This is a genomic window from Hwangdonia sp. (assembly GCF_048381975.1).
Taxonomy (GTDB): Bacteria; Bacteroidota; Bacteroidia; order Flavobacteriales; family Flavobacteriaceae; genus Hwangdonia; species Hwangdonia seohaensis.
On the sequence record NZ_JBLWYT010000001.1, the window covers coordinates 183,908 to 204,888 of the forward strand.

20 protein-coding genes are annotated in these 20,981 nt (G+C 36.8%); 12 read left to right on the top strand and 8 right to left on the bottom strand.

Annotated features, from left to right (window positions below):
• Positions 1-51: 51 nt before the first annotated feature.
• Together ACN5J7_RS00815 and ACN5J7_RS00820 are read right to left on the bottom strand one after the other, a co-directional pair.
• A complete protein-coding gene (locus ACN5J7_RS00815) occupies positions 52-1,827 on the bottom strand; it encodes a T9SS type A sorting domain-containing protein (protein ID WP_418602279.1) in 1,776 nt (591 codons plus the stop codon).
• A gap of 85 nt (positions 1,828-1,912) precedes the next feature.
• Entirely contained in the window at positions 1,913-3,784 is a 1,872-nt protein-coding gene (locus tag ACN5J7_RS00820; RefSeq protein WP_418602280.1) for a T9SS type A sorting domain-containing protein, read from the bottom strand.
• A 168-nt stretch (positions 3,785-3,952) separates the two neighbouring features.
• Here ACN5J7_RS00820 and ACN5J7_RS00825 point away from each other — a divergent pair, with 168 nt between their 5' ends.
• Complete coding sequence (locus tag ACN5J7_RS00825) at positions 3,953-5,245, top strand: aminopeptidase P family protein (RefSeq protein WP_311936710.1); 1,293 nt, start codon at positions 3,953-3,955, stop codon at positions 5,243-5,245.
• A 152-nt stretch (positions 5,246-5,397) separates the two neighbouring features.
• Here ACN5J7_RS00825 and ACN5J7_RS00830 read toward each other — a convergent pair whose 3' ends face one another.
• Positions 5,398-6,720 (bottom strand): aspartate kinase, encoded by a 1,323-nt coding sequence (locus tag ACN5J7_RS00830; RefSeq protein WP_418602281.1) that lies wholly within the window; start codon positions 6,718-6,720, stop codon positions 5,398-5,400.
• A gap of 190 nt (positions 6,721-6,910) precedes the next feature.
• Between ACN5J7_RS00830 and ACN5J7_RS00835 the strand changes: the two genes are divergently transcribed.
• Positions 6,911-7,567 (top strand): hypothetical protein, encoded by a 657-nt coding sequence (locus tag ACN5J7_RS00835; RefSeq protein WP_418602282.1) that lies wholly within the window; start codon positions 6,911-6,913, stop codon positions 7,565-7,567.
• Between the two features lie 60 nt (positions 7,568-7,627).
• On the opposite strand, the gene ACN5J7_RS00840 is transcribed toward ACN5J7_RS00835, so the two are convergent.
• The 4 genes from ACN5J7_RS00840 to brnQ form a co-directional block, all read right to left on the bottom strand.
• A complete protein-coding gene (locus ACN5J7_RS00840) occupies positions 7,628-8,014 on the bottom strand; it encodes a cupredoxin domain-containing protein (RefSeq protein ID WP_418602283.1) in 387 nt (128 codons plus the stop codon).
• A 46-nt stretch (positions 8,015-8,060) separates the two neighbouring features.
• A complete protein-coding gene (locus ACN5J7_RS00845; RefSeq protein ID WP_418602284.1) occupies positions 8,061-8,621 on the bottom strand; it encodes a carboxymuconolactone decarboxylase family protein in 561 nt (186 codons plus the stop codon).
• A gap of 353 nt (positions 8,622-8,974) precedes the next feature.
• Positions 8,975-9,817 (bottom strand): helix-turn-helix domain-containing protein, encoded by an 843-nt coding sequence (locus ACN5J7_RS00850; RefSeq protein ID WP_418602285.1) that lies wholly within the window; start codon positions 9,815-9,817, stop codon positions 8,975-8,977.
• Positions 9,818-9,825: 8 nt separating this feature from the next.
• Positions 9,826-11,112, bottom strand: a complete 1,287-nt coding sequence (brnQ, locus tag ACN5J7_RS00855) for a branched-chain amino acid transport system II carrier protein (RefSeq protein ID WP_418602286.1) — start codon at positions 11,110-11,112, stop codon at positions 9,826-9,828.
• 34 nt (positions 11,113-11,146) lie between these two features.
• Between brnQ and ACN5J7_RS00860 the strand changes: the two genes are divergently transcribed.
• The 3 genes from ACN5J7_RS00860 (at position 11,147) to ACN5J7_RS00870 (ending at position 12,581) form a co-directional block, all read left to right on the top strand.
• Positions 11,147-11,923: an alpha/beta hydrolase gene (locus tag ACN5J7_RS00860; RefSeq protein ID WP_311936734.1), complete on the top strand. Its 777-nt coding sequence runs from the start codon at positions 11,147-11,149 to the stop codon at positions 11,921-11,923.
• 61 nt (positions 11,924-11,984) lie between these two features.
• On the top strand, positions 11,985-12,251 hold the full coding sequence (locus tag ACN5J7_RS00865; RefSeq protein ID WP_311936737.1) for a hypothetical protein: 267 nt from the start codon (positions 11,985-11,987) through the stop codon (positions 12,249-12,251).
• An 81-nt stretch (positions 12,252-12,332) separates the two neighbouring features.
• Positions 12,333-12,581 carry a hypothetical protein gene (locus ACN5J7_RS00870; RefSeq protein WP_311936740.1) on the top strand — a complete coding sequence of 83 codons (249 nt, stop codon included), beginning with the start codon at positions 12,333-12,335 and terminating at the stop codon, positions 12,579-12,581.
• Here the strand turns inward: ACN5J7_RS00870 and thiL are convergent.
• The gene (gene thiL / locus ACN5J7_RS00875) at positions 12,571-13,617 is read right to left on the bottom strand and encodes a thiamine-phosphate kinase (protein WP_418602288.1); all 1,047 of its coding nucleotides are present in this window, start codon (positions 13,615-13,617) and stop codon (positions 12,571-12,573) included. The genes ACN5J7_RS00870 and thiL overlap by 11 nt on opposite strands.
• Before the next feature lie 292 nt (positions 13,618-13,909).
• On the opposite strand from thiL, the gene ACN5J7_RS00880 reads away from it, so the two are divergent.
• From ACN5J7_RS00880 to sufB, 7 genes are all read left to right on the top strand, one after another.
• Positions 13,910-15,295, top strand: coding sequence for a choice-of-anchor B family protein (locus ACN5J7_RS00880; protein ID WP_418602289.1), 1,386 nt, complete (start codon positions 13,910-13,912; stop codon positions 15,293-15,295).
• 45 nt (positions 15,296-15,340) lie between these two features.
• A complete protein-coding gene (locus ACN5J7_RS00885) occupies positions 15,341-16,648 on the top strand; it encodes a hypothetical protein (protein ID WP_418602290.1) in 1,308 nt (435 codons plus the stop codon).
• Between the two features lie 59 nt (positions 16,649-16,707).
• Entirely contained in the window at positions 16,708-17,475 is a 768-nt protein-coding gene (locus tag ACN5J7_RS00890; RefSeq protein WP_418602291.1) for an MbnP family protein, read from the top strand.
• A gap of 25 nt (positions 17,476-17,500) precedes the next feature.
• Complete coding sequence (locus ACN5J7_RS00895; protein ID WP_418602292.1) at positions 17,501-18,547, top strand: cytochrome-c peroxidase; 1,047 nt, start codon at positions 17,501-17,503, stop codon at positions 18,545-18,547.
• A 139-nt stretch (positions 18,548-18,686) separates the two neighbouring features.
• Entirely contained in the window at positions 18,687-19,016 is a 330-nt protein-coding gene (locus ACN5J7_RS00900) for an iron-sulfur cluster assembly accessory protein (RefSeq protein ID WP_311936759.1), read from the top strand.
• 33 nt (positions 19,017-19,049) lie between these two features.
• Positions 19,050-19,445, top strand: coding sequence for a four helix bundle protein (locus ACN5J7_RS00905; RefSeq protein ID WP_418602293.1), 396 nt, complete (start codon positions 19,050-19,052; stop codon positions 19,443-19,445).
• Positions 19,446-19,479: 34 nt separating this feature from the next.
• Entirely contained in the window at positions 19,480-20,928 is a 1,449-nt protein-coding gene (sufB, locus tag ACN5J7_RS00910; protein WP_311936765.1) for a Fe-S cluster assembly protein SufB, read from the top strand.
• Positions 20,929-20,981: the final 53 nt, after the last annotated feature.

A 20,981-nucleotide genomic window follows, 5' to 3' on the forward strand; every position in this document is an offset into this window, starting at 1 on the left:
AAAGCCTGTAAATTTGACTTCACAGGCTTTCATCTTATTTTATAAGCTTAACTAATCTAGCACTATTTTTTTTGTAATTACTGCCAAATCTGAATGGATATTTACAAAATAAACACCTTTTGATGCGTTTTGCATTTTAATGGTTTTCGTGTTTGAAGAATTTGAAATATCGTGCTCTGAAATCAATCGACCGCTAATATCATAAATCACGGCTTTTTCTAAATTGATATAAGACGCTTTGTTAATATAAAATTGATTTTTTGCTGGGTTCGGGTATAGGCTTATGGTATTGTTTAGTTCATCTTCCGCAACGCTCAAAGAACAAGAGTGGTTGGTCATTAAGTTACTGCTGCAACCGGCATCGATCGATATACTTCTGCTTTGCACATCGTTTCCACCATTAATATCATCACTACTCAATGTTCTATTATTTTGACCAGCACCTATTGAACGGTGCATTATGGCACTTGAATTTATAACATGGCCTAATTGATGTCCATGACCTAACTCGTGCACGGCTACAGATTCAAAATCTGTTTTTGGACTCACAGCCGGTTTTGTTCCGTACTCCCAATTTGTATCATCGTTAAACACAATATCCAATTCATCTACTATCACATAAGTGGTCCCAGTGCTCGAACAGGTTGATGGATAGGTATAACAAACACCTAAAGTGCTGGCTTCAAGTTCGCTTCCTACATCAAATCGTATAATATTTGTGCCGTCCCTTTGTTGGGAGTTTACCATAGTTGTTGCGCCAATATCCCAATTTACACCTGTTTCGCACCTCCAAGTATCAAAGGCTCTTAAAAAGGATGCCTTTGCGGCAGCATTGGCATCAAAATCAGTAAACATTTGCCATGTATAGCCTCCAGAACCATTAGTATCTACATGTTGTGTTTGATATTCAAAACCTCCACTTAAAATCGTTATTTGAGCATATGGCACAGTAATAAATGCTAGCCCACTAAAGTTGGATTTGTTTGGTGTTGGTTCGGCGTCTTCTACTTGGATGGATCCTGTTCCTGCATCTCCTGGTACTTGTACTTGCACTTCAGTATTCGTCCAGCTTACTATTTGAGTATCTAATGCAGTAATTTGACCAGAAACTGAATTGGCATCTTGAAAATATACTTTACCCATAGTTGCTCCAAAATCATTTCCTGTAATTGTTAATACGGAATATGTTCCTGCCGTAATGGTTGTAGGAGATACACCGGTAATTTCAATGGTAGGCCCTTTTGCTTTACTTGCTGAGTTTGCTTTAGGCTTAAAACTTTTGCTTGCTAATTCCTTATAATTGGTTTTGGTTTTTGAGGTAATGGAGGTGTAAAAATTATCCTCAATGCCTTTAAACGATTTAAAAACATTATTTACCGTATTTGATTGTGTGTTGTACTTGTAGAATGCTTGTGCCCCGCTATATGGGTTGTATTTTTGTAAAGTGCTAATACTGTTTACAAGTTCTGTTTTAGAGTCATACAGAAAAAAAACACCTGTTTCTCCTGGTTTTACCTGCAAACTGGGTGTAACTGTTTCCCCCATATCTCCTACCCAACCACCTTTGGTAATCAGTTCTATTTGACCAGGTGCATCACCTTTAAACACTTTGTAAACTTCGATTGTATTGCTCGTGAAAATATTTGTGTAATCGGTATTCCAAAATGATTTTTGAGCAATAACTTTACCTTCAACAATTAATTGTGTGTTTTCAATTTGATCATTTAAAGGCATTTCAATTAAAGCGCCTTGAGCCTGTAATTTGGACGTGAAGGATAGAAAAAAAAGCATTGTAAAAACAATGCTTGCCAGCGTAGTTTTATTCATAATTTATTAAATTTTTTTATCAAAAATAACAAAAAAACTAGCATATGCTAGTTTTTTTGTTAATTCTTCAATGCAATAACGTGAATTAATCTAGCACCATCTTTTTTGTAATTACCGCCAAATCAGAATGAATATTCACAAAATAAATACCTTTTGAAGCACCATTCATTTTAATGGTTTTTGTGTTTGATTGATTTGAAATATCGTGTTCGGAAATTAATCGACCGCTAATATCGTAAATCACGGCTTTTTCTAAATTGATATAAGACGCTTTGTTAATATAAAATTGATTTTTTGCTGGGTTCGGGTACAGGCTTATGGCATTGTTTAATTCATCTTCTTCAATACTTAAGTTACAAATAGAAGAGTCTACCATAACAGATGTTCCTCCGCAAGGTACAAGAGAAGTGCTTCTATCTTGTACACTATTTCCTCCTGCTATATTGTCATTACTTAAAACCCGCTGTTGTTCGCTGTTTTGCAATGCATAAATCATAACATCATTATTATTATCTACTTGAGCAGAATTATCTATAACATGTCCTAATTGATGCGCATGCCCTAGCTCGTGAAGTGCTACACTATGGAAATCGTACTGAAAAAACCCAGGAAAACCACTGCCAAAATACCAATCGGTTGCATCGTCAAAAACAACATCTATTTCGCTTACAAACCAATTAGCATCAGGTGTTCCTCCAGTTGCGCAACCGGAGTACCAAGACGTACAGCGCCCTAAAACACCAACTTCTAGTTCACTTCCATTGTCAAATCTTACCACGTTGGTCCCATCGGCATCAAGGTTGCCGTCTGGTGGCATATCGCCATCAACACCAATTACATCTACGGTGGTAGCAACGCCGCTAACAATCCAATTTACCTTGGTTTCACATCTCCAATTATCTAAAGCCGCTTCAAATGCCGCTTTTGCTCCAGGGTGTTCGGTATCATTAAAAAAATCCGTAAACATTTCCCATGTATAGCCTCCGCTTCCGTTGTCGTTTACATGCTGTACTTGATAGGCATTTCCGGCAGAAACCACATTTAATTCTGCGTGAGTTACCGTTAACGTTTGAGAAGAAGTAGCTTGGGTAGCATTGGAATTATGAAATACAGTCACAGGGCCTGTTCCGGCTTCAGTAGGCACCTCGACCTCAATTGTTGTATCATTCCATGTTATTATTTGTGATGCTATTGGTATAGGTGCTGGCGAATTATCTGGAGCTAATAATTCACTGGTCAATGTTGCGCCACCATCATCTGCATTTGGAAACCCAATTGTTCCTTTAGCTGTGCCAAATCCAGTGCCCGTGATTGTTAAAATCGCTTTTTCTCCTGCTACTATTGAAGTAGGAGATATGTTTGAAATCGCTACTGCTAAACCAGAATTGTTTTTATTGCCATTGTGTAGTACAATAGCGTTCGGTTTTACTTCAACCATTTTCTGTTGGGTCAAATTTTCTACATGTGTATAAAATCCTTTTTCTATCTTTTTATAAGATTTAAACACATTATTAGCGGAATTAGCCCTAATGTTATATTTGTAAAACCCTTGAATTCCGCTGTAGGCTTCATATCTTTTAGTAGTCCCTTTGTCTGCTAATTCCACTTTATTTGTTGGATTGAGCATAAAAACACCTTGTCTGCCAATTGATAATTGCAAACTATGAGATGAAATTTGAGCAGTGAGCCCTACAACGCCACCTAAGGTAATCACATCAACATTTTCAACTTTCTCTCCTTTAAAAACTTTATATACTTCAATAATGTTAGAGGTATAAATATTTTTACTTTTTAAATCCCAAAAAGATTTTTGTGATATAACTTTTCCTTCCACTATTAAACCAGATGCTTCTACTTGCTGTTGTAACGGTATTTCTCTGAGGCTGGCTTGTGCCAATAATGGACCGGTAGTTATTAAACAAAACAACAATGCCATAAATAAAGTAATTTTCTTCATCATCTTAAGTTTTAGTGTTAATATAAATGCTGTAAATTAAATCTTATGGCTTCAAAATCAAGCTAATAGATTTTAAAATAAAATCTGGGGAGAATACCAAATATAGCAAATTACAGCCAATAATTTGCTTAGAATTACTACATTTATCCACTTAATTCAATACTTATTATGAAATATCATCCAATTAACTCAAACCTTTTTATAAAAAACAGAAAAAATTTCGCCGCTCAGATGAAGCCCGATAGCTTGGCCGTTTTCAATTCCAACGACATCTATCCAATAGGGGCGGACAGCACCATGCCTTTTGAGCAACATCGCGATATCTTTTATTTAAGCGGTGTCGATCAAGAAGAAAGCATTTTGGTTTTGTTCCCCGATTGCCCAAAGGAAAAGCATCGTGAAATTCTGTTTTTAAAAGAAACCAACGAACATATTGCGGTTTGGGAAGGCGAAAAATTGACCAAAGAAAAAGCCTTTGAAACCAGTGGAATAAAAACGGTTTATTGGTTGCAAGACCTAGAAAAAATCCTGTTTGAAATCATGACACAATGCGACACCGTTTATATAAATACGAACGAGCATTACCGCGCATCCATAGAAACCGAAACCCGAGAAGCGCGCTTTACAAAATGGTTAAAGGATAAATATCCCGCGCATGCGGTAGCCAAAAGCAATCCAATTTTACAACGGCTTCGATCGGTTAAAGATCAAGTAGAAATTGATTTAATCCAACAGGCTTGTAACATTACCGAAAAAGGGTTCAGACGTGTTTTAAACTTTGTAAAACCCGGGGTTTATGAGTTTAATATTGAGGCCGAATTTATGCACGAGTTTTTAAATAATCGCTCAAAAGGATTTGCCTATACGCCCATTGTGGCTTCCGGAAATAACGCCAATGTGTTACATTACATAGAAAACAATCAACCTTGTAACGCGGGCGATTTAATTTTGATGGATGTTGGTGCCGAATATGCAAACTATTCAAGCGATATGACGCGAACCATTCCGGTTTCCGGTACATTTTCCGAAAGGCAAAAAACCGTTTATAACGCTGTTAATCGCGTTAAAAATGAAGCGACTAAAATGCTGGTTCCCGGAACCATTTGGGAAGATTACCATGTTGAGGTAGGTAGATTAATGACGAGCGAATTGCTAGGGTTGGGTTTGCTCGACAAAGCCGATGTGCAAAACGAAGACCCAAATTGGCCCGCTTATAAAAAATATTTTATGCACGGAACAAGCCACCACATGGGATTAGATACACACGATTACGGCATTTTAACAGAACCAATGCAAGCCAATATGGTGTTTACGGTAGAGCCTGGGATTTACATTCCGGATGAAGGTTTTGGAATTCGATTAGAAGACGATGTGGTTATCCAAGAAACTGGTGCCCCTTTTAATTTAATGCGAAACATTCCTATTGAGGCCGATGAAATTGAAGATTTAATGAACTCGTAAAACAAATGGGATGAGGCTATATAATAGTGATTATCCTGTGTCAAACTGAGCGCAGTCGAAGTTTTAATATTGTGAAAACCAAAGCATTTCGACTGCGTTCAATGTGACATTTAAAGTAGAAATCAACTTTTTATACAGCCGTATCTCTTTTTTTATACCGTTACCAACTCAAATAAATAATTATTAAGTCGTTTTAGGGTTTCAATTTTATCATTGGAATGTATCAAAAGGGAGATGTTATTGTTACTGCCGCCATAAGAGATCATCCTGATTTTTACATCTTTTAAAATTTTGAATAGCTTATACGTATATTGATGATTTACAACCGAATGTCCAACTAAACAAACAATACTCTGGTTTTTGTCGACTTCAATTAATGCGAATTTTTCGAGTTCCGCAACAATTTTATCCAGATTTCTATCATCGTCAATGGTAAGCGACACCGCAACTTCAGAGGTTGTAATCATGTCGATAGCCGTTTCGTAAATCTCAAAAACCTCAAAAACTTTCTTTAAAAAGCCATGGGCTTGCAGCATGCGCCCTGATTTAATTTTTATGGCCGTAATATTGTCTTTTGCCGCAATGGCTTTAATGCCGTTTTCTGATGTTAGGCTGGAGATTAAAGTACCGTGAGCATTAGGATTCATGGTGTTTTTCAAGCTCACGGGAATATGATCTGCCCTTACGGGAGTAACCGTTTGAGGATGCAGTATTTTAGCGCCAAAATAGGCCAATTCCGCGGCTTCATCATAAGATAAATTTGAAATGGGTTTGGTGTTTTCAACATACCTTGGGTCGTTGTTGTGCATGCCGTCAATATCGGTCCAAATCTGTACTTCTTCAGCTTTAATCGTAGCGCCTATTATGGTTGCTGTGTAATCGCTGCCACCGCGCTGTAAGTTCGATATGTCGCCATTGGCATCTAAACAAATAAAACCTTGGGTGATATAAATATCTGACGCTTCAGCGGAATTTAAAACAGTTTCAAAATGGGATTTTATATAAGGCAAATCGGGTTCGTGAGTAGCATCAATGCGCATAAAACTTAATGCTGGCAATAAAGTAGAACGAATCCCTTCTTGTTGCAAATAACTATTAAACATAAAGGTTGAAAGCAATTCGCCTTGTGCTAAAATTTTGTTTTCCAACACTTTTGAAAACGCTTTGTACGTGGAGTCTATTAACAAACTAAAAATATCTGACGCATATAGTTTGGCCTCTTTATTTAGAGTTTTGTTAGTTAAAAGCTCATCAATGGTAAGGCTGTATTTTTCTTGAAGCTTATGTATTTTATCAATCGCTTCGTTCGAGTTTCTTTCTTTGATATGATTGGCGATGGCAACCAACTCGTTTGTGGTTCCGGACATGGCAGATAAAACCACGATTTTTTTATTACCGTCGTTAATTATATTCTTAACATTTATCATGTTTTTTATAGACCCAACCGATGTACCACCAAACTTTAATACTTTCATTGTTCATTTATTTATGGTGTAAAATTATAATTCATTCTTGCAATAAAGATATTTTTTAAAAAAAATGTTTATATTTACACAAATTGTTATATAATTAACATGATGCATCAAAAATAGAAAGTTTACTTTTTGGAAACTTATAATATTGATGTTACATGCGTTCTTAAAAAAAGACTATAAAAGCTATCACATGAAAACTGTATCAAACTGTGTAGAAGACATTTTAATTTCGCAACCTTACTTAGAGGAAGCTCTGTCGAGAAACATTATAAATTTTAGTGCGTTGGCTATCGAGCTCACCCAACCCATTAGCGAGATGCTAAAAAAAGAAGTAAAACCAGGTGCGATTATGATGGCGTTAAGGCGTTACAATCCGCCGGTAACCTTGTCAAATTCTGTAAAAATGAAACGGATGCTACAGAATTTGGGCGATATTACCGTGCGCTCCAACCTAACCGATTTTACCGTAAAAAACTCGAATACATTAATACACAACCACGCTAAGGTTTTGGAAAAAATAGATGATGAATCTAAATTGTTTTACACCTTTACCAGAGGTATCCACGAAAGCAATATGATTATTTCGAGCAGTTTAAAAGATTACATTACCACACAATTGCAACATGAAACATTTCTTGCGGTACAGGATAATTTATCGGCAATAACCATAAACTTACCACAGGATAACTCTAAAATTGCAGGGCTGTATTATCACTTTTTTAAGCGATTGGCTTGGGAAGGTGTGGTGCTTTACGAGGTAATTTCTACCACAAACGAGTTTACTATTTTGGTTGAAGATGAGTATGTCGATAAAGCATTTACAGCCATAAAAAGGGTGAAAAACTAGAAAAGGCGTGCTAAATAATCAGCACGCCTTTTGGGTAGTAAATTAGTCACAGTCAATAACTTATTTTACTATTAAAGTGTATTCGGGTGTTTCGTTAAAAGGACAGAAATATTTATACGTTCCTTTTTTTAGAGTGACTTCTTTTGAAGATTCTGTTTTGCCATGTTTCACCATTTGCGACACGTAAGCCTCGGTAATATGGTTTTCTGGTTTCGAGCCATCTTTCCCATCTTCGATTAAAACCAACCCTACTTCAGGGGCAGCATTGTTATTTGATACTTCAAAAATATAAGTCCCTTCAGAAAGTGTTAATGTTTTTTGGGTAAACTCACCTTTTGTTTGCTCTAACGATATTGTTTTTACAGCATCAGCTTTTGCCATTTTGTCTTGCGCCGTAGCGGTAAACGTAAAGGCGACTAAAAATAATCCTACTATTAAATTTTTCATTGTCTTCATTTTTAATTCAATTTTAATTATTGTTTTATAAAAATATTTAGCTTGTTGTAACTGTAAATTTTCCAGCTTCAACACTTGGGAAATCCACTTCGGTTTCCGCAATATGGTTAACATAATTTGTTAGGGTATTAGACACCACGTTTAATATGATTTCTAAAATGTCACCATCGTTGTAACCTGCTGCTTTAACAGCTTGAATAGCTTCGGTAGATACTTGCCCTCTGTTTTTTGTAACCGCTTGTGCAAATTGTAAGCCTGCTTGGGTTTTAGTATCGGCAGCAACACCTTGTCTGTTTTGTTCGGTTTCCTCAATGGTTAAACCATTCATTTTACCAATGGCAGTGTGCGCAGATAAACAGTAGTTACAAGCGTTTTCTTCGGCAATGGCCAGTGCCAATTGCTCTCTGAATTTGTTGCTAAAGTTCCCGCTTACGGTTAACTCGCCTAAACTTAAATAAGATTGAAGGGTTGCCGGTGAGTTGCCAAATACTTTAACCAAATTTGGAATAAAGCCTAATTTGTCTTGAACGGCGTTAAATAATTCTTTCGATTTACCTGTTGTGGTCTCTGGGTTTAATGTTTCAATTCTTGTTTTCATAATTTCTATGTATTAATTATTATTAAATTTATTTATTCATGTTTTTGCATTCGCACAATTGGCGCTCTGGATGGTTTTCATCATACTCTTGATAGCCCCAACAATTTGGACATTGTTCGTTTTGTATTGTTTTCATAATGCGTTGTTTTGATTACAATGCAAAGATGCAACCGATAGTAGGCTGAAAAAATGGACAAAGGTTCCTTATGCTTGGACTGTTGCGCTTTAGCACTGGTTTTTTACGAAAAGGATGGGAGTGGCGTCCTTTTTTGATGCGCGTGAAAAAGTTACAACCTTTCGGCTACGCTCAAGATAAACTTACAGCTAACCTGCAAAGGCACACCCAAATAAAACTAATAGTCTTTTTTAAATTGAAGAGGCGATTTTGTAGTCGCTTTTTTGAAGAAACGTGTAAAATATGCAGGATCGTTAAAACCCAATTTATAAGCGATTTGTTTTACAGAAGAGGTGCTGTAAATTAATTTACGTTTAGCTTCAAGAATGATTCGTTGTTTTATAAAATCGCTTGGTGTTTGATTTCCTGTTTTTTGAAAATGTTTGGCTAACGATTTTGGAGAAAGCCCCAAACGATTGGCATAATCGGTTACCGTATGTAGGGTTTTGTAATTCTGCTCAACCAAAACACTAAAATCTTTAAAGAGTTTTGTTTCGGCGTCATCTTTTATAATATGGTTTTCTTTTTTTATGCGAACAGAATGAATGATAAACTGTTTTAAATAAGACTGAAGCATATCGTATTGCGCTGCAACGTCATCGCGTTTAAACTCATCTATCAAACTTTCTAAAATAAAATTGAGCTTATTTGTGTCGCTTTCGCAAGGGCTTACAAAAGGGGTTTCGTATACATTGTTAAAGAGTATTCCGTTGCACGCCACTTCTTGGTCGTGCGTTTGAATGCAGTAAAAATCGCGAACAAAAGTTAGTTTGTAAGCTTCTTTTATTTCTTCCGATTCAACCGAAAACACTTGCCCCGGCGATAAAAAAAACAATACATTATCGTTAAAGGCATAGCTTTCAAAATCGATATTATAAACGCCCTTACCTTCCTTAATCCAATAGATATTGTAAGCGTTTATTTGTTCGGGCTTATTAAATACACAAGCCTCTTCAAATTGGATGATGCTTAAAGAAAAAATGTCTTTATAGGAATAGGTTGAAATTTCTTGAACAGCCATTTATCAAATTAATTAGTTGGGCCTTTAGTCGTAAAAATTTTAATATTTAACACTAAAAATGTAATTAATGCGGGTAGCACCCAAGCCAAATTTTGATTGGCTAACGGCAGGCTGCTTTTAATACCTTCAAGATAAATGGGATCAATAATAAATCCTAAAAAGTCCGGTATGCTAAAAACAAAAGTGATGAGAACAACGCCTCTAAAAACTTGTGTTGTTGCCATTTTTTCTGGAATTACATTCAACAAAATAAGTACGATACACAACGGATAAATAAACATTAAGGCAGGAAGTGCCACATCTATAATATACTTAACTTCCATTTGCCCAACCAATATGCCCACTAAACAACATATAATACTTGTAATTAAATAGGCGTTTTTAGAGGCTTTAAAATAGGCTTTAAAAAAATCGGCAATGCTTACAATTATGGCTACGGCTGTGGTAAAGCAAGCTAAAGCTACCAATACACTTAAAAAAGTAGACCCAATGTTTCCTAAGGTTTTTGTGGCTAAACCAGAAAGTAAATCCGTTCTAGAAATATCAGCATCAAATTGCCCATTGTAAAATGCGCCAATGGCAATTAAACCGGCGTAAATAGTAAACAAGCCGGTCATGGCAATCAAACCTGATTTAGCAACCATTTTTCTTTTTTCTAAAAAGGATAAATTATTTTTAGAGCTGTTTATTGAAACCAGCACAACACCACCCATAACCATTCCTGCCATAGCGTCGTAGGTTTGGTAGCCTTCCAACAAACCGCTTATTATTGGAAGTTCAAAATTTGAAGGATTTATTGTTGTTTCAGCAGAAAAAACACCAATAACAATAATCGATAATACGATTAAAACAATTATCGGCGTTAAGTATGTACCAAGTATGCTTAGTGCTTTATTCCGATTCATCACAAAAATAAATGCCAATACAAAATAAACAACACTGGTAAGTAACGCGCTTGTATCAAAAAAAGGCGCTATGGCCATTTCGTGGGCTACGGCCGCCGTTCTGGGACAGGGCAGTGCAATGGTAATGGCATACATGCAAAAACAAAAAGCAAGACTAAAAAGCGGTGATACTTTTTTGCCAAAATCGAACATGGTACCTTGTAATCTGGCATGTGCGAAAATGGCCAGTAACGGAATTACGGTTGCCGATGTTACAAAACCCAAGGTAACCATCCACCAATCTGTGCCTGCATTGTATCCCAATAATGGAGGTAAAATTAAATTTCCGGCGCCAAAAAAACCAGCAAATAAGGCAAAGCCAAATACAAAGGTCTGTTTCGTTTTATTCATTGGTTGGTTTATCTTTGTCTAATATAGTTTAAAAATGATTTTAGAATACAAAGGGATTCATATTTTTTATACCGATAAAGGTAAAGGGCAAGCCCTAGTGCTGCTGCACGGGTTTTTGGAAAACTCGAACATGTGGGATGTGTTTCTGCCACAATTGACCAAAAACAATAGGGTTATTTGTATAGATTTGTTGGGTCATGGGCAAACGGGTTGCATAGGGTACATCCATTCCATGGAACTTATGGCCGATGCTGTTTCGGCGGTTTTAAATCATTTAAAAATCAATCAATCCACCTTCATCGGGCATTCCATGGGCGGTTATGTGGCGCTCGCTTTCGCGGAAAGAAACCCAGATGCGTTAACGGGCTTGTGTTTAATGAATTCTACGGCCGAAGCGGATTCAACAGAAAAAAAAGAAAATAGGGATAGAGCCGTAATTGCCGTTAAAAAAAACCATAAAGTTTTTATTAGGATTGCGATTAATAATTTATTCAGACCAAAAAACAGAACCATTTTTTCTGAAACCATAAAACAAATAATCATTGAAGCTTTGCAAACACCTTTACAAGGTATTATTGCGGCGTTGGAAGGCATGAAAATTCGACCAAACAGAGAAGCTGTTTTAAAATCCAAAAGCTATAAAGTAATGATGATAATTAGCAAAAAAGACCCTGTTTTAGATTATAACGCACTAATATTACAAGCAAAAAAAGCGAATATAAAAGTGGTTGAGTTTCCTGATGGACATATGTCTCATATTGAAAATAAAGAGGATTTCTTACGCAATATATTGTATTTCATCGAAAATTAATAGCACTTTATCGTTTTATTGTTTTTTTTTACTATGTTTATTGACCCTAAATCTTTAACCCATGGAAAAAACTACCAACAAACCTACTTTTATCCCAAAAATGTACTGCAATCTTTTTGGGCATGATTATCAAGTAAGTAAAAAAGTAACTTACCACGTAAAAGAGTACACGTGCAGACACTGCAAAAAGGAATTAACCACAAACAGCAACGGCAATTTAATAGAGCTTACTCCCAAATTTAGAGAGATAAACGCGATACTGAGTCGCATACATGCTTCAAGAATGCAACGTTTAAAGAAGAAACCAGCCGTTTCGTCGATTTATTAACCACTTGAATGTAACTTTAACGGCTTTTTAATATATTTAAACCTCTCCCTTAAAATAGTATTAATTAATAGTTAAAGTTAAATGAAAAACATTCATTGCAAGGTGTTTGGACATGATTTGGAAGTATCACGAAATGTAACCTATCATGTTAAAGAATACGCCTGTAAGTATTGCAGAAAAGAATTTACAACCAGCAGCTCAGGGAATTTAACCGAGCTTACCTCAAAGTATAAAGAGATTAACAGCGTTTTAGAATACATCCATAACAAGCGTATTTCTAAAACCACTTGCAAAAACCTCAATCCTAATTTATTGGTTTTTAAGCATTAAAGTTTTTCCAGCCTTGTGCCTTAATTGGTATTCTTGTTTCTGCTCGGGTTACTAAATGCATGCCTTCGCTTTCCTCTTTTATATGTCCGATTATTGAAAAATTGGGGTTTGCTTTAATTTTTGGATAGTCATCTTGAGAAATCGTAAACAACAGTTCGTAATCTTCGCCGCCATTTAAAGCCACGGTAGTGCTATCAATATTAAATTCTTCACAAGTTGAAATCACCTGTGGATCCAACGGAATTTTCTCTTCATACAAATCGCAACCTACTTTGCTTTGTTTGCATATATGAATAATTTCAGAAGACAACCCATCGCTAATATCAATCATCGAGGTTGGTTTCAGCTTTAAATCGCTTAATAGTTTAACAACATCTTTACGAGCTTCGGGTTTTAATTGACGCTCAATAATATAGGAATAAGGTTCTAAATCGGGTTGGCTATTTGGGTTTACTTTATACACTTCTTTTTCGCGTTCAAGCACCTGAAATCCCATATATGCGCCGCCCAAATCGCCCGAAACCACCAACAAGTCATTTGGTTTTGCGCCAGATCTGTAAACTTCTGCGCCAGCTTCAACCTCGCCAATAGCAGTAACCGAAATTAGTAAGCCTGTTGTAGACGATGTGGTGTCTCCGCCCACAACGTCAATGTTATAAATGTTGGCAGCAGTTTCAATTCCGGCATATAAATCTTCGAGTGCTTCAAGCGGAAACCTGTTAGACACCGCAATGGAAACCGTAATTTGCGTAGCGCTGGCATTCATGGCATACACATCGGATAAATTAACAATTACAGCTTTGTAACCCAAATGTTTAAGGGGCATATAGCTTAAATCGAAATGCACACCTTCAACTAGTAAATCGTTAGTAACAACGATTTTTTTATTTTTAAATTCTAAAACCGCGGCATCATCACCAATACCCTTAATGGTGGATGTGTGTTTAATTTTAAAATTCTTGGTTAAATGGTCAATAAGTCCAAATTCACCTAAATCGCTTAACGGCGTGCTCTGTTGATTTTTATCTTCTATCATGTTGCAAAAATAAGAAGCAATTCTTATTAACCAACATGCTTTGTGTATTATAACGTTAAAAAGATGTTGGTTTCTTCAAAAAACAATCATTCAATTTTAACATTAAAATCGTTGAGTTGCCGTCTTTTTAATTAATATTAAACTAATTTTGCTTCTAATCTTATATTTATAAATCATTATTTATTAGTTTCTTAAGATTAAAATATGTGACTCACTAATTCGTTTTAATACAATGCTATGATATTAAAACAGATTGAAAAGATTGAAAAAGAATAATTAAAAAATTGCAAATATGAGTATGTCTCTAAAAAGTACAAATATCCTAAAAACCATAATTTTAGGGTGTATTTTGTTATCACTAACCTATTCTTGCGAGAACGAAACTGTAGAACTTACAACGGTTTTTATTGACACGGATAATGATGGCATTGAAGAAAGTGTAGACAACTGCCCATCTATTGCAAATCCAGATCAAGCAGATGCCGATGGTGATGGTATAGGTAATTTGTGCGATAGCGATTTTGATGATTCTAACGCACCCATGGCGATTTGCGAAAATGGCTTTGCCGGTATTTATCCTTGTAACGATTACGATTTAATGGCACATGTACCCATAGCTACTTTTGGCGCCGTTTCCGGAAATGATTCCTGGGGTTGGACAGACCCAACTACCGGTAATGAGTATGTTTTATTGGCAACCAATACCAACGTTGCCTTTATTGATATTACCGAACCAACAAACCCTATTTATTTGGGTAATATACCAACTGAAACCGTAAACAGTTCTTGGCGCGATGTAAAGGTTTATAATGATCACGCCTTTATAGTTGCCGATAATGTTGGTCCCCATGGCATGCAAGTATTCGACTTAACGCGTTTGCGAAATGTTGCTAATCCGCCAGAAACCTTTTCTGCCGATGCGGTTTACACGGGCGTAAATAGTTGCCATAACATTGTAATTAACAAAGAAGAAGGTTTTGCTTATTTGGTTGGGTGCAATACCTTTAGCGGTGGGCCAAATTTTATTGATATAACTAATCCTAAAAACCCTGTAGGTGCTGGTGGTTATGCTGCCGATGGATACTCGCACGACGCGCAAGTTATAACCTATAATGGTCCCGATACCGATTACACTGGCAAACAAATTTATATAGGCAGCAACGGCAGTTCTTCGGGTACGAATAAGGTGGTAATTATTGATGTTTCAGATAAAGCAAACCCACAATTTATTTCAAATGTAACTTACTCAAATCCGGGTTATACGCACCAAGGCTGGTTTACCGAAAATCAACAGCATTTTATTTTAGGTGATGAACTCGACGAACAGTTTTTTGGTAACAATACCAAAACAATGGTTTTCGATTTTAGCGATTTAGACAATCCCATATTATCATCTACTTATTTTGGGCCAACGCTTGCCATAGACCATAACGGCTACGTAAAAGGAAATACTTATTATTTGGCCAATTACAGAGCCGGATTACGGGTATTGGATATTACCAACATAGCAGCCTCATCTAACGCTATGACCGAAGTGGGTTTTTTCGATACCTATCCGTCAAGCGATAGTGCCAATTTTAATGGGGTTTGGAATGTATATCCGTATTTTGAAAGCGGAAATATTGTAATTAGCGATATTGAAGGCGGATTGTTTATTGTTAGAAAAAGCGGCACATAATCCAGTTTTATGCTGAAAAAATGTTTTAAAATTTCATGTCTTTATATGCTTGTTTTCTTCTTTGGAAATTGTTCTAAAAATGAAGATGATGCAAAAGAAACCCCTCCGTTTCAACCCGAAATAGAATTTGTAAAATCCTTTGGGGGTTCTAAAAATGAAAGCGCCAAAGCAGTCGTTATAACCCAAGACAATGGGTATGCCGTTTTTGGTTATACACAAAGTGACGACGGCGATGTAACCAATAAACAAAATGGCTTGTTCGATTATTGGCTGCTTAAATTTGACGCCGCCAACAACCTTCAATGGCAAAAAACCTACGGCGGAAGTGACGACGACAGAGGTGCCGATATGGTACAAACCACAGATGGCGGATTCGCTATTTTCGGATTTAGCCAAAGTAACGATGGCGATGTTACCGCAAACGCTGGCGCTAGTGATTTTTGGATTGTAAAACTCGATGCTTCAGGAGTTGTTTCTTGGCAAAAATCGTATGGGTTTTCTGGAGCAGACGATGGTATTTCCATTATTGAAACAACCGACAATGGCTATCTTATAACAGGTGTTTTGGATGTTACGGCTTCCGGCGGTTTAGGAAACAGTAAAGCGTTGGCAACTAAACATGCCGGCGGCGATTATTGGGCCATAAAACTTAACGCCATTGGCGACAAACAATGGAGCAGATTTTACGGCGGGTCGTTTACCGATACACCTTACGATGTCATTCAAACCAGCGATAACGGTTATATTTTGGTGGGTTCTTCAGATAGTAACGATGTCGATATTTCAAATAATAAAGGCTCCTATGATTTTTGGGTGATTAAAATTTCGGAAACGGGAACTTTACTTTGGGAAAAATCATTTGGAGGTTCAGAAATCGATGAAGCTAGAGGCATTACAAGCACAAACGACGGCAATTTTATTGTTGTTGGAGATACTAGAAGTAACGATCAAAACGTTTCTCAAAACAACGGAGCAGCCGATTTGTGGGTGGTTAAAATGTCGCCATTGGGCGATATCATATGGGAGCAAACTTTTGGAGGCAGCAGTTTTGATGTGGCGCGATCGGTCACAAAAACCCAAGACAATGGCTATTTGATTTCCGGAAGCTCAAGAAGCAGCGATGGTGATGTGACAACGAATAACGGACAAAACGATGCTTGGTTGTTAAAGATAGATGCAAATGCCAATTTACAATGGCAAAAAACCATTGGCGGCAGCGCCATAGATTTTGCTTACGATGCTGTGGAGTTAAACGATAAATCTATAATTGTGGTTGGCGAAACCAATAGTGCGGATGTTGATATTCCAGAAAACAAAGGGTTTACCGATGTGTTGATTTTTAAAATAAAATAACACCATTACAGAGACCTGCAAGGTTTTAAAAACCCTGTAGATCTGAAAAAAAGAAAGAAATGAAAAACATAATTCCCATATTATTTACTTGTTTGCTCATCACATCGTGTAGTGAAGATAATGATGACACCGCAACTCAAGTAAATATAACCTTCAATTTTACCCACAATTGGGATGGCACTTCAGTTTCAAATGTAAATTTCAACAGCATTCAATATACCAATGCCAACGGCGAGCAATTAAGCATTACAAAGCTCCGGTATTTAATTTCAAAAATCACTTTTCAAAAATCAAACGGTGAAAAAACCCTATTAGATGGTTATAATTTAGTGGATGTTACCAACGGCACGAATCTGTCGTTTACACCAACGGCAACAATTCCTTCAGGGAACTATAGTCATGTATATTTTACCTTCGGATTTGATAACGACGCCAATTATAACGGGAATTACCCAGACTTGAATTCGGCCTCATGGAATGTCCCTTCAATGCTTGGTGGCGGTTATCATTTTATGCAATTAGAAGGCAAGTTTATCGATAACACAACAACCGAAACGGGTTACGCTTATCATGCCATTAGAGCTGTCGATAATTCTAAAACACCACAAGAATTTCAAGATACTTTTTTCGAGGTTGATTTGGGCGCGGTTACCATTACAAACCATACCACTTTTAATATTGAAATGAATATTGCCGAATGGTTTAAAAACCCAAATACTTGGGATTTGAATGTATTGAACAATATGTTGATGCCTAATTTTAATGCCCAAGTTATGATGTATGAAAACGGGCAACATGTATTTGGTTTAAAATCTGTTGCACCATAATATATTGAAAAAATGGATAGCACATATGAGTTGTATTTTCATTTTCATGGGCTGGTCGTGTTCAAATGAAAGTGTGGAAACTTACGTGGCAACACCGAGTCCGTTACAAATTCCCCAATTATTTGAAGACAACATCCTAAACCCCGTAATCCCAGTTGATAATCCGCAAACCGTTGAAGGTGTAGCTTTAGGTAAAAAGCTGTTTTTCGATCCTATTTTATCGGGAGATAACACCCAAGCTTGTACCGATTGCCATGCACCGGGGAATGCTTTTTCTGATGCCGATAGATTTAGCGATGGCATTGACGGTATTCGTGGGAACAGAAACTCGATGCCGCTATTTAATCTCGCTTGGAATTACGATGAAAAATTCTTTTGGGACGGCAGTTCATTCAGTTTGGAACATCAAGCTTTTGTGCCGGTTTCAGACCCCATTGAAATGAAAAGTTCGTGGACACAACTGGAAACCGAGCTTCAGCAACATCCAGAATATCCCAATTTATTTCAACAGGCTTTTGGCACCTCAAAAATCGATTCAACTTTGGTTACCAAAGCGATTGCACAATTTGAACGTACTTTAATTTCGTCCAATTCAAAATTCGATAAGTACCTTTTGGGCGAAGCTACTTTAACGCCCGAAGAACTCAACGGGTTTAATGTATTTATGGACGAAACCAAAGGCGATTGCTTTCATTGCCACGGCAGCGATAAAAACCCGCTTTGGACCGATAATATATTTCATAACAACGGTTTGGATGCCACGTTTACCGATTTGGGTTTGGGCGCGGTAACCGGCGATCCGGCAGACAACGGTAAATTCAAATCGCCATCATTACGCAACCTTGCTTTTACCGCACCTTACATGCACGATGGCCGTTTTGCCACACTGGACGAAGTGATAAACCATTATAGCGAAGGCTTGCAAAACTCGTCAACCATCGATCCCTTAATGAAGAAAGTCGCCCAAGGCGGCGTGCAATTATCAGCTCAAGATAAAGCCGATTTAAAAGCCTTTTTACTATCCCTTTCAGATGATGAATTTATAAGTAATCCAGACTTCCTAAACCAATAAAAAATTCCTATAAAACTATATGCTAATATAATGTTAGGTTGTATGGTAATCCATGACTTATATTGTATATTTGCACTCTATTTAGAAACTGTCTTAATAAAACACGGTTAAGGCGACACTAAATCTAATAAACAAGAATATGATAAAAGTATCTGAAACAGCTAAGAAAAAAGTGGTGGAGCTTATGGCAGATGATGGCTATAATGCTGCGACCGACTATGTTCGTGTGGGCGTAAAAAGTGGTGGTTGTTCTGGATTGTCTTACGATTTAAAATTTGACAAAGAACAACAAGACGACGATAAGGTTTTTGAGGACAATGGCGTAAAAATCATCATTGACAAAAAAAGCTTTTTATACCTCATTGGGACGACACTGGAATATTCAGGCGGATTAAACGGAACAGGTTTCGTTTTTAATAACCCTAACGCAAACCGTACATGCGGTTGTGGGGAGAGCTTTTCCTTGTAAAAATTCAAAATTTAAAATTCTGAATTCAAGGTTATGGCAACTGTAAAACAATTTGAAGATTTAGATATTTGGAAACTAGCTAGAATACTTTGCAAAGACATCAACAAAATTGCAAACAGTACAGAATTAAGAAAAGATTATAAATTGTATAGTCAAATAGATGGTTCTTCAGGATCTGTAATGGATAATATTGCTGAAGGATTTGAAAGAAATGGAAATAAAGAATTTATTCAATTTCTATCTATATCAAAGGCCTCCTGTGGTGAGACAAGATCTCAATTATACAGGGTTTTTGATAGAAATTATATTAATAAAGATGAGTTTAATAAACTTTATGATCAAACGATTATTCTAGGAAAAATGATTGGAGGGTTTATGAACTATCTTAAGAAAAGTGATTTAAAGGGAAGCAAGTACAAAGCAAATTAGCCTAACTTTGAATTTTAAATTTTAAACTCGGAATATGAACAAGTATACTGAAGACGATTTACGCGAAGAGCTAAAAACCAAAGAATACGAATACGGTTTTTATACCGATATAGAATCGGATACATTCCCTAACGGATTGAATGAAGATGTGGTTCGCGCTATTTCCAAAAAGAAAGAAGAACCGCAATGGATGACCGATTGGAGATTGGAATCCTTTAAAGTTTGGAAAGAAATGGTAGAGCCGGACTGGGCCAATGTAAATTACGAAAAGCCGGATTTTCAAGGCATTTCGTATTATTCGGCACCAAATACCAAACCTAAATACGATAGTATTGATGAGGTTGACCCCGAATTATTGGCAACTTTTGAAAAACTGGGAATTTCTTTAGACGAGCAAAAAAAACTTGCTGGCGTAGCCATGGATGTAGTTATTGATTCCGTTTCGGTGGCCACCACATTCAAGAAAACATTGGGTGAGAAAGGTATTATTTTTATGAGTATTTCTGAAGCTATTAAAGAGCACCCAGAGCTTGTGAAAAAATATTTAGGTACCGTTGTACCACAAAAAGACAACTTTTATGCCGCCTTAAATTCGGCTGTATTTAGCGATGGTTCTTTCTGTTACATTCCAAAAGGGGTGCGTTGCCCCATGGAATTGTCAACCTATTTTAGAATCAATCAAGCGGGAACTGGTCAGTTTGAGCGTACACTTGTTATTGCAGACGAAGGTAGCTACGTAAGTTATTTAGAAGGCTGTACGGCTCCAAGCAGAGATGAAAACCAATTGCACGCCGCCGTTGTTGAGTTGATCGCTTTAGATGATGCCGAAATAAAATATTCAACCGTACAAAACTGGTATCCTGGAAACGACCAAGGAAAAGGTGGTGTTTATAACTTTGTTACCAAGCGTGGTTTATGCGAAAAAAACGCTAAAATCTCGTGGACACAAGTGGAAACAGGTTCTGCCGTTACTTGGAAATATCCGAGCTGTATTTTAAAAGGCGATAATTCTGTTGGTGAGTTTTACTCAATCGCAGTAACAAACAATTATCAGCAAGCCGATACGGGAACGAAAATGATTCACTTAGGTAAAAACACAAAATCCACTATCATTTCAAAAGGTATTTCTGCCGGAAAATCACAAAACAGTTATCGTGGGTTGGTTCAAATAAATTCAAGAGCCGAAAATGCACGTAATTTTTCGCAATGTGATAGTTTGCTAATGGGCAACGCATGTGGTGCACATACCTTCCCATACATTGAAGCGAAAAACAAAACCGCAATAATCGAGCACGAAGCGACTACCAGTAAAATTGGCGAGGACCAGATTTTTTACTGTAATCAACGTGGTATTGATACCGAAAAAGCGATTGCTTTAATTGTAAACGGGTTTAGTAAAGAGGTGTTGAATAAACTCCCGATGGAGTTTGCCGTTGAGGCTCAAAAACTATTGGAAATAAGTTTAGAAGGAAGTGTTGGGTAATCTTTTGTTATTTCTGCGACCTGTGCTGAACTTGTTTCAGTAAGGCAGGAATC

Bases quoted from the DNA above. Each gene is read 5' to 3' on its own strand.
- ACN5J7_RS00895 (WP_418602292.1), top strand. From the start codon at position 17,501: ATGAGTTGTATTTTCATTTTCATGGGCTGGTCGTGTTCAAATGAAAGT.
- ACN5J7_RS00905 (WP_418602293.1), top strand. From the start codon at position 19,050: ATGGCAACTGTAAAACAATTTGAAGATTTAGATATTTGGAAACTAGCT.
- sufB (WP_311936765.1), top strand. From the start codon at position 19,480: ATGAACAAGTATACTGAAGACGATTTACGCGAAGAGCTAAAAACCAAA.
- ACN5J7_RS00865 (WP_311936737.1), top strand. From the start codon at position 11,985: ATGGAAAAAACTACCAACAAACCTACTTTTATCCCAAAAATGTACTGC.
- ACN5J7_RS00815 (WP_418602279.1), bottom strand. From the start codon at position 1,827: ATGAATAAAACTACGCTGGCAAGCATTGTTTTTACAATGCTTTTTTTT.
- ACN5J7_RS00840 (WP_418602283.1), bottom strand. From the start codon at position 8,014: ATGAAAAATTTAATAGTAGGATTATTTTTAGTCGCCTTTACGTTTACC.
- ACN5J7_RS00850 (WP_418602285.1), bottom strand. From the start codon at position 9,817: ATGGCTGTTCAAGAAATTTCAACCTATTCCTATAAAGACATTTTTTCT.
- ACN5J7_RS00880 (WP_418602289.1), top strand. From the start codon at position 13,910: ATGAGTATGTCTCTAAAAAGTACAAATATCCTAAAAACCATAATTTTA.
- ACN5J7_RS00820 (WP_418602280.1), bottom strand. From the start codon at position 3,784: ATGAAGAAAATTACTTTATTTATGGCATTGTTGTTTTGTTTAATAACT.
- ACN5J7_RS00845 (WP_418602284.1), bottom strand. From the start codon at position 8,621: ATGAAAACAAGAATTGAAACATTAAACCCAGAGACCACAACAGGTAAA.
- ACN5J7_RS00890 (WP_418602291.1), top strand. From the start codon at position 16,708: ATGAAAAACATAATTCCCATATTATTTACTTGTTTGCTCATCACATCG.
- ACN5J7_RS00830 (WP_418602281.1), bottom strand. From the start codon at position 6,720: ATGAAAGTATTAAAGTTTGGTGGTACATCGGTTGGGTCTATAAAAAAC.
- thiL (WP_418602288.1), bottom strand. From the start codon at position 13,617: ATGATAGAAGATAAAAATCAACAGAGCACGCCGTTAAGCGATTTAGGT.
- ACN5J7_RS00885 (WP_418602290.1), top strand. From the start codon at position 15,341: ATGCTTGTTTTCTTCTTTGGAAATTGTTCTAAAAATGAAGATGATGCA.
- ACN5J7_RS00825 (WP_311936710.1), top strand. From the start codon at position 3,953: ATGAAATATCATCCAATTAACTCAAACCTTTTTATAAAAAACAGAAAA.
- brnQ (WP_418602286.1), bottom strand. From the start codon at position 11,112: ATGAATAAAACGAAACAGACCTTTGTATTTGGCTTTGCCTTATTTGCT.
- ACN5J7_RS00870 (WP_311936740.1), top strand. From the start codon at position 12,333: ATGAAAAACATTCATTGCAAGGTGTTTGGACATGATTTGGAAGTATCA.
- ACN5J7_RS00900 (WP_311936759.1), top strand. From the start codon at position 18,687: ATGATAAAAGTATCTGAAACAGCTAAGAAAAAAGTGGTGGAGCTTATG.
- ACN5J7_RS00860 (WP_311936734.1), top strand. From the start codon at position 11,147: ATGATTTTAGAATACAAAGGGATTCATATTTTTTATACCGATAAAGGT.
- ACN5J7_RS00835 (WP_418602282.1), top strand. From the start codon at position 6,911: ATGAAAACTGTATCAAACTGTGTAGAAGACATTTTAATTTCGCAACCT.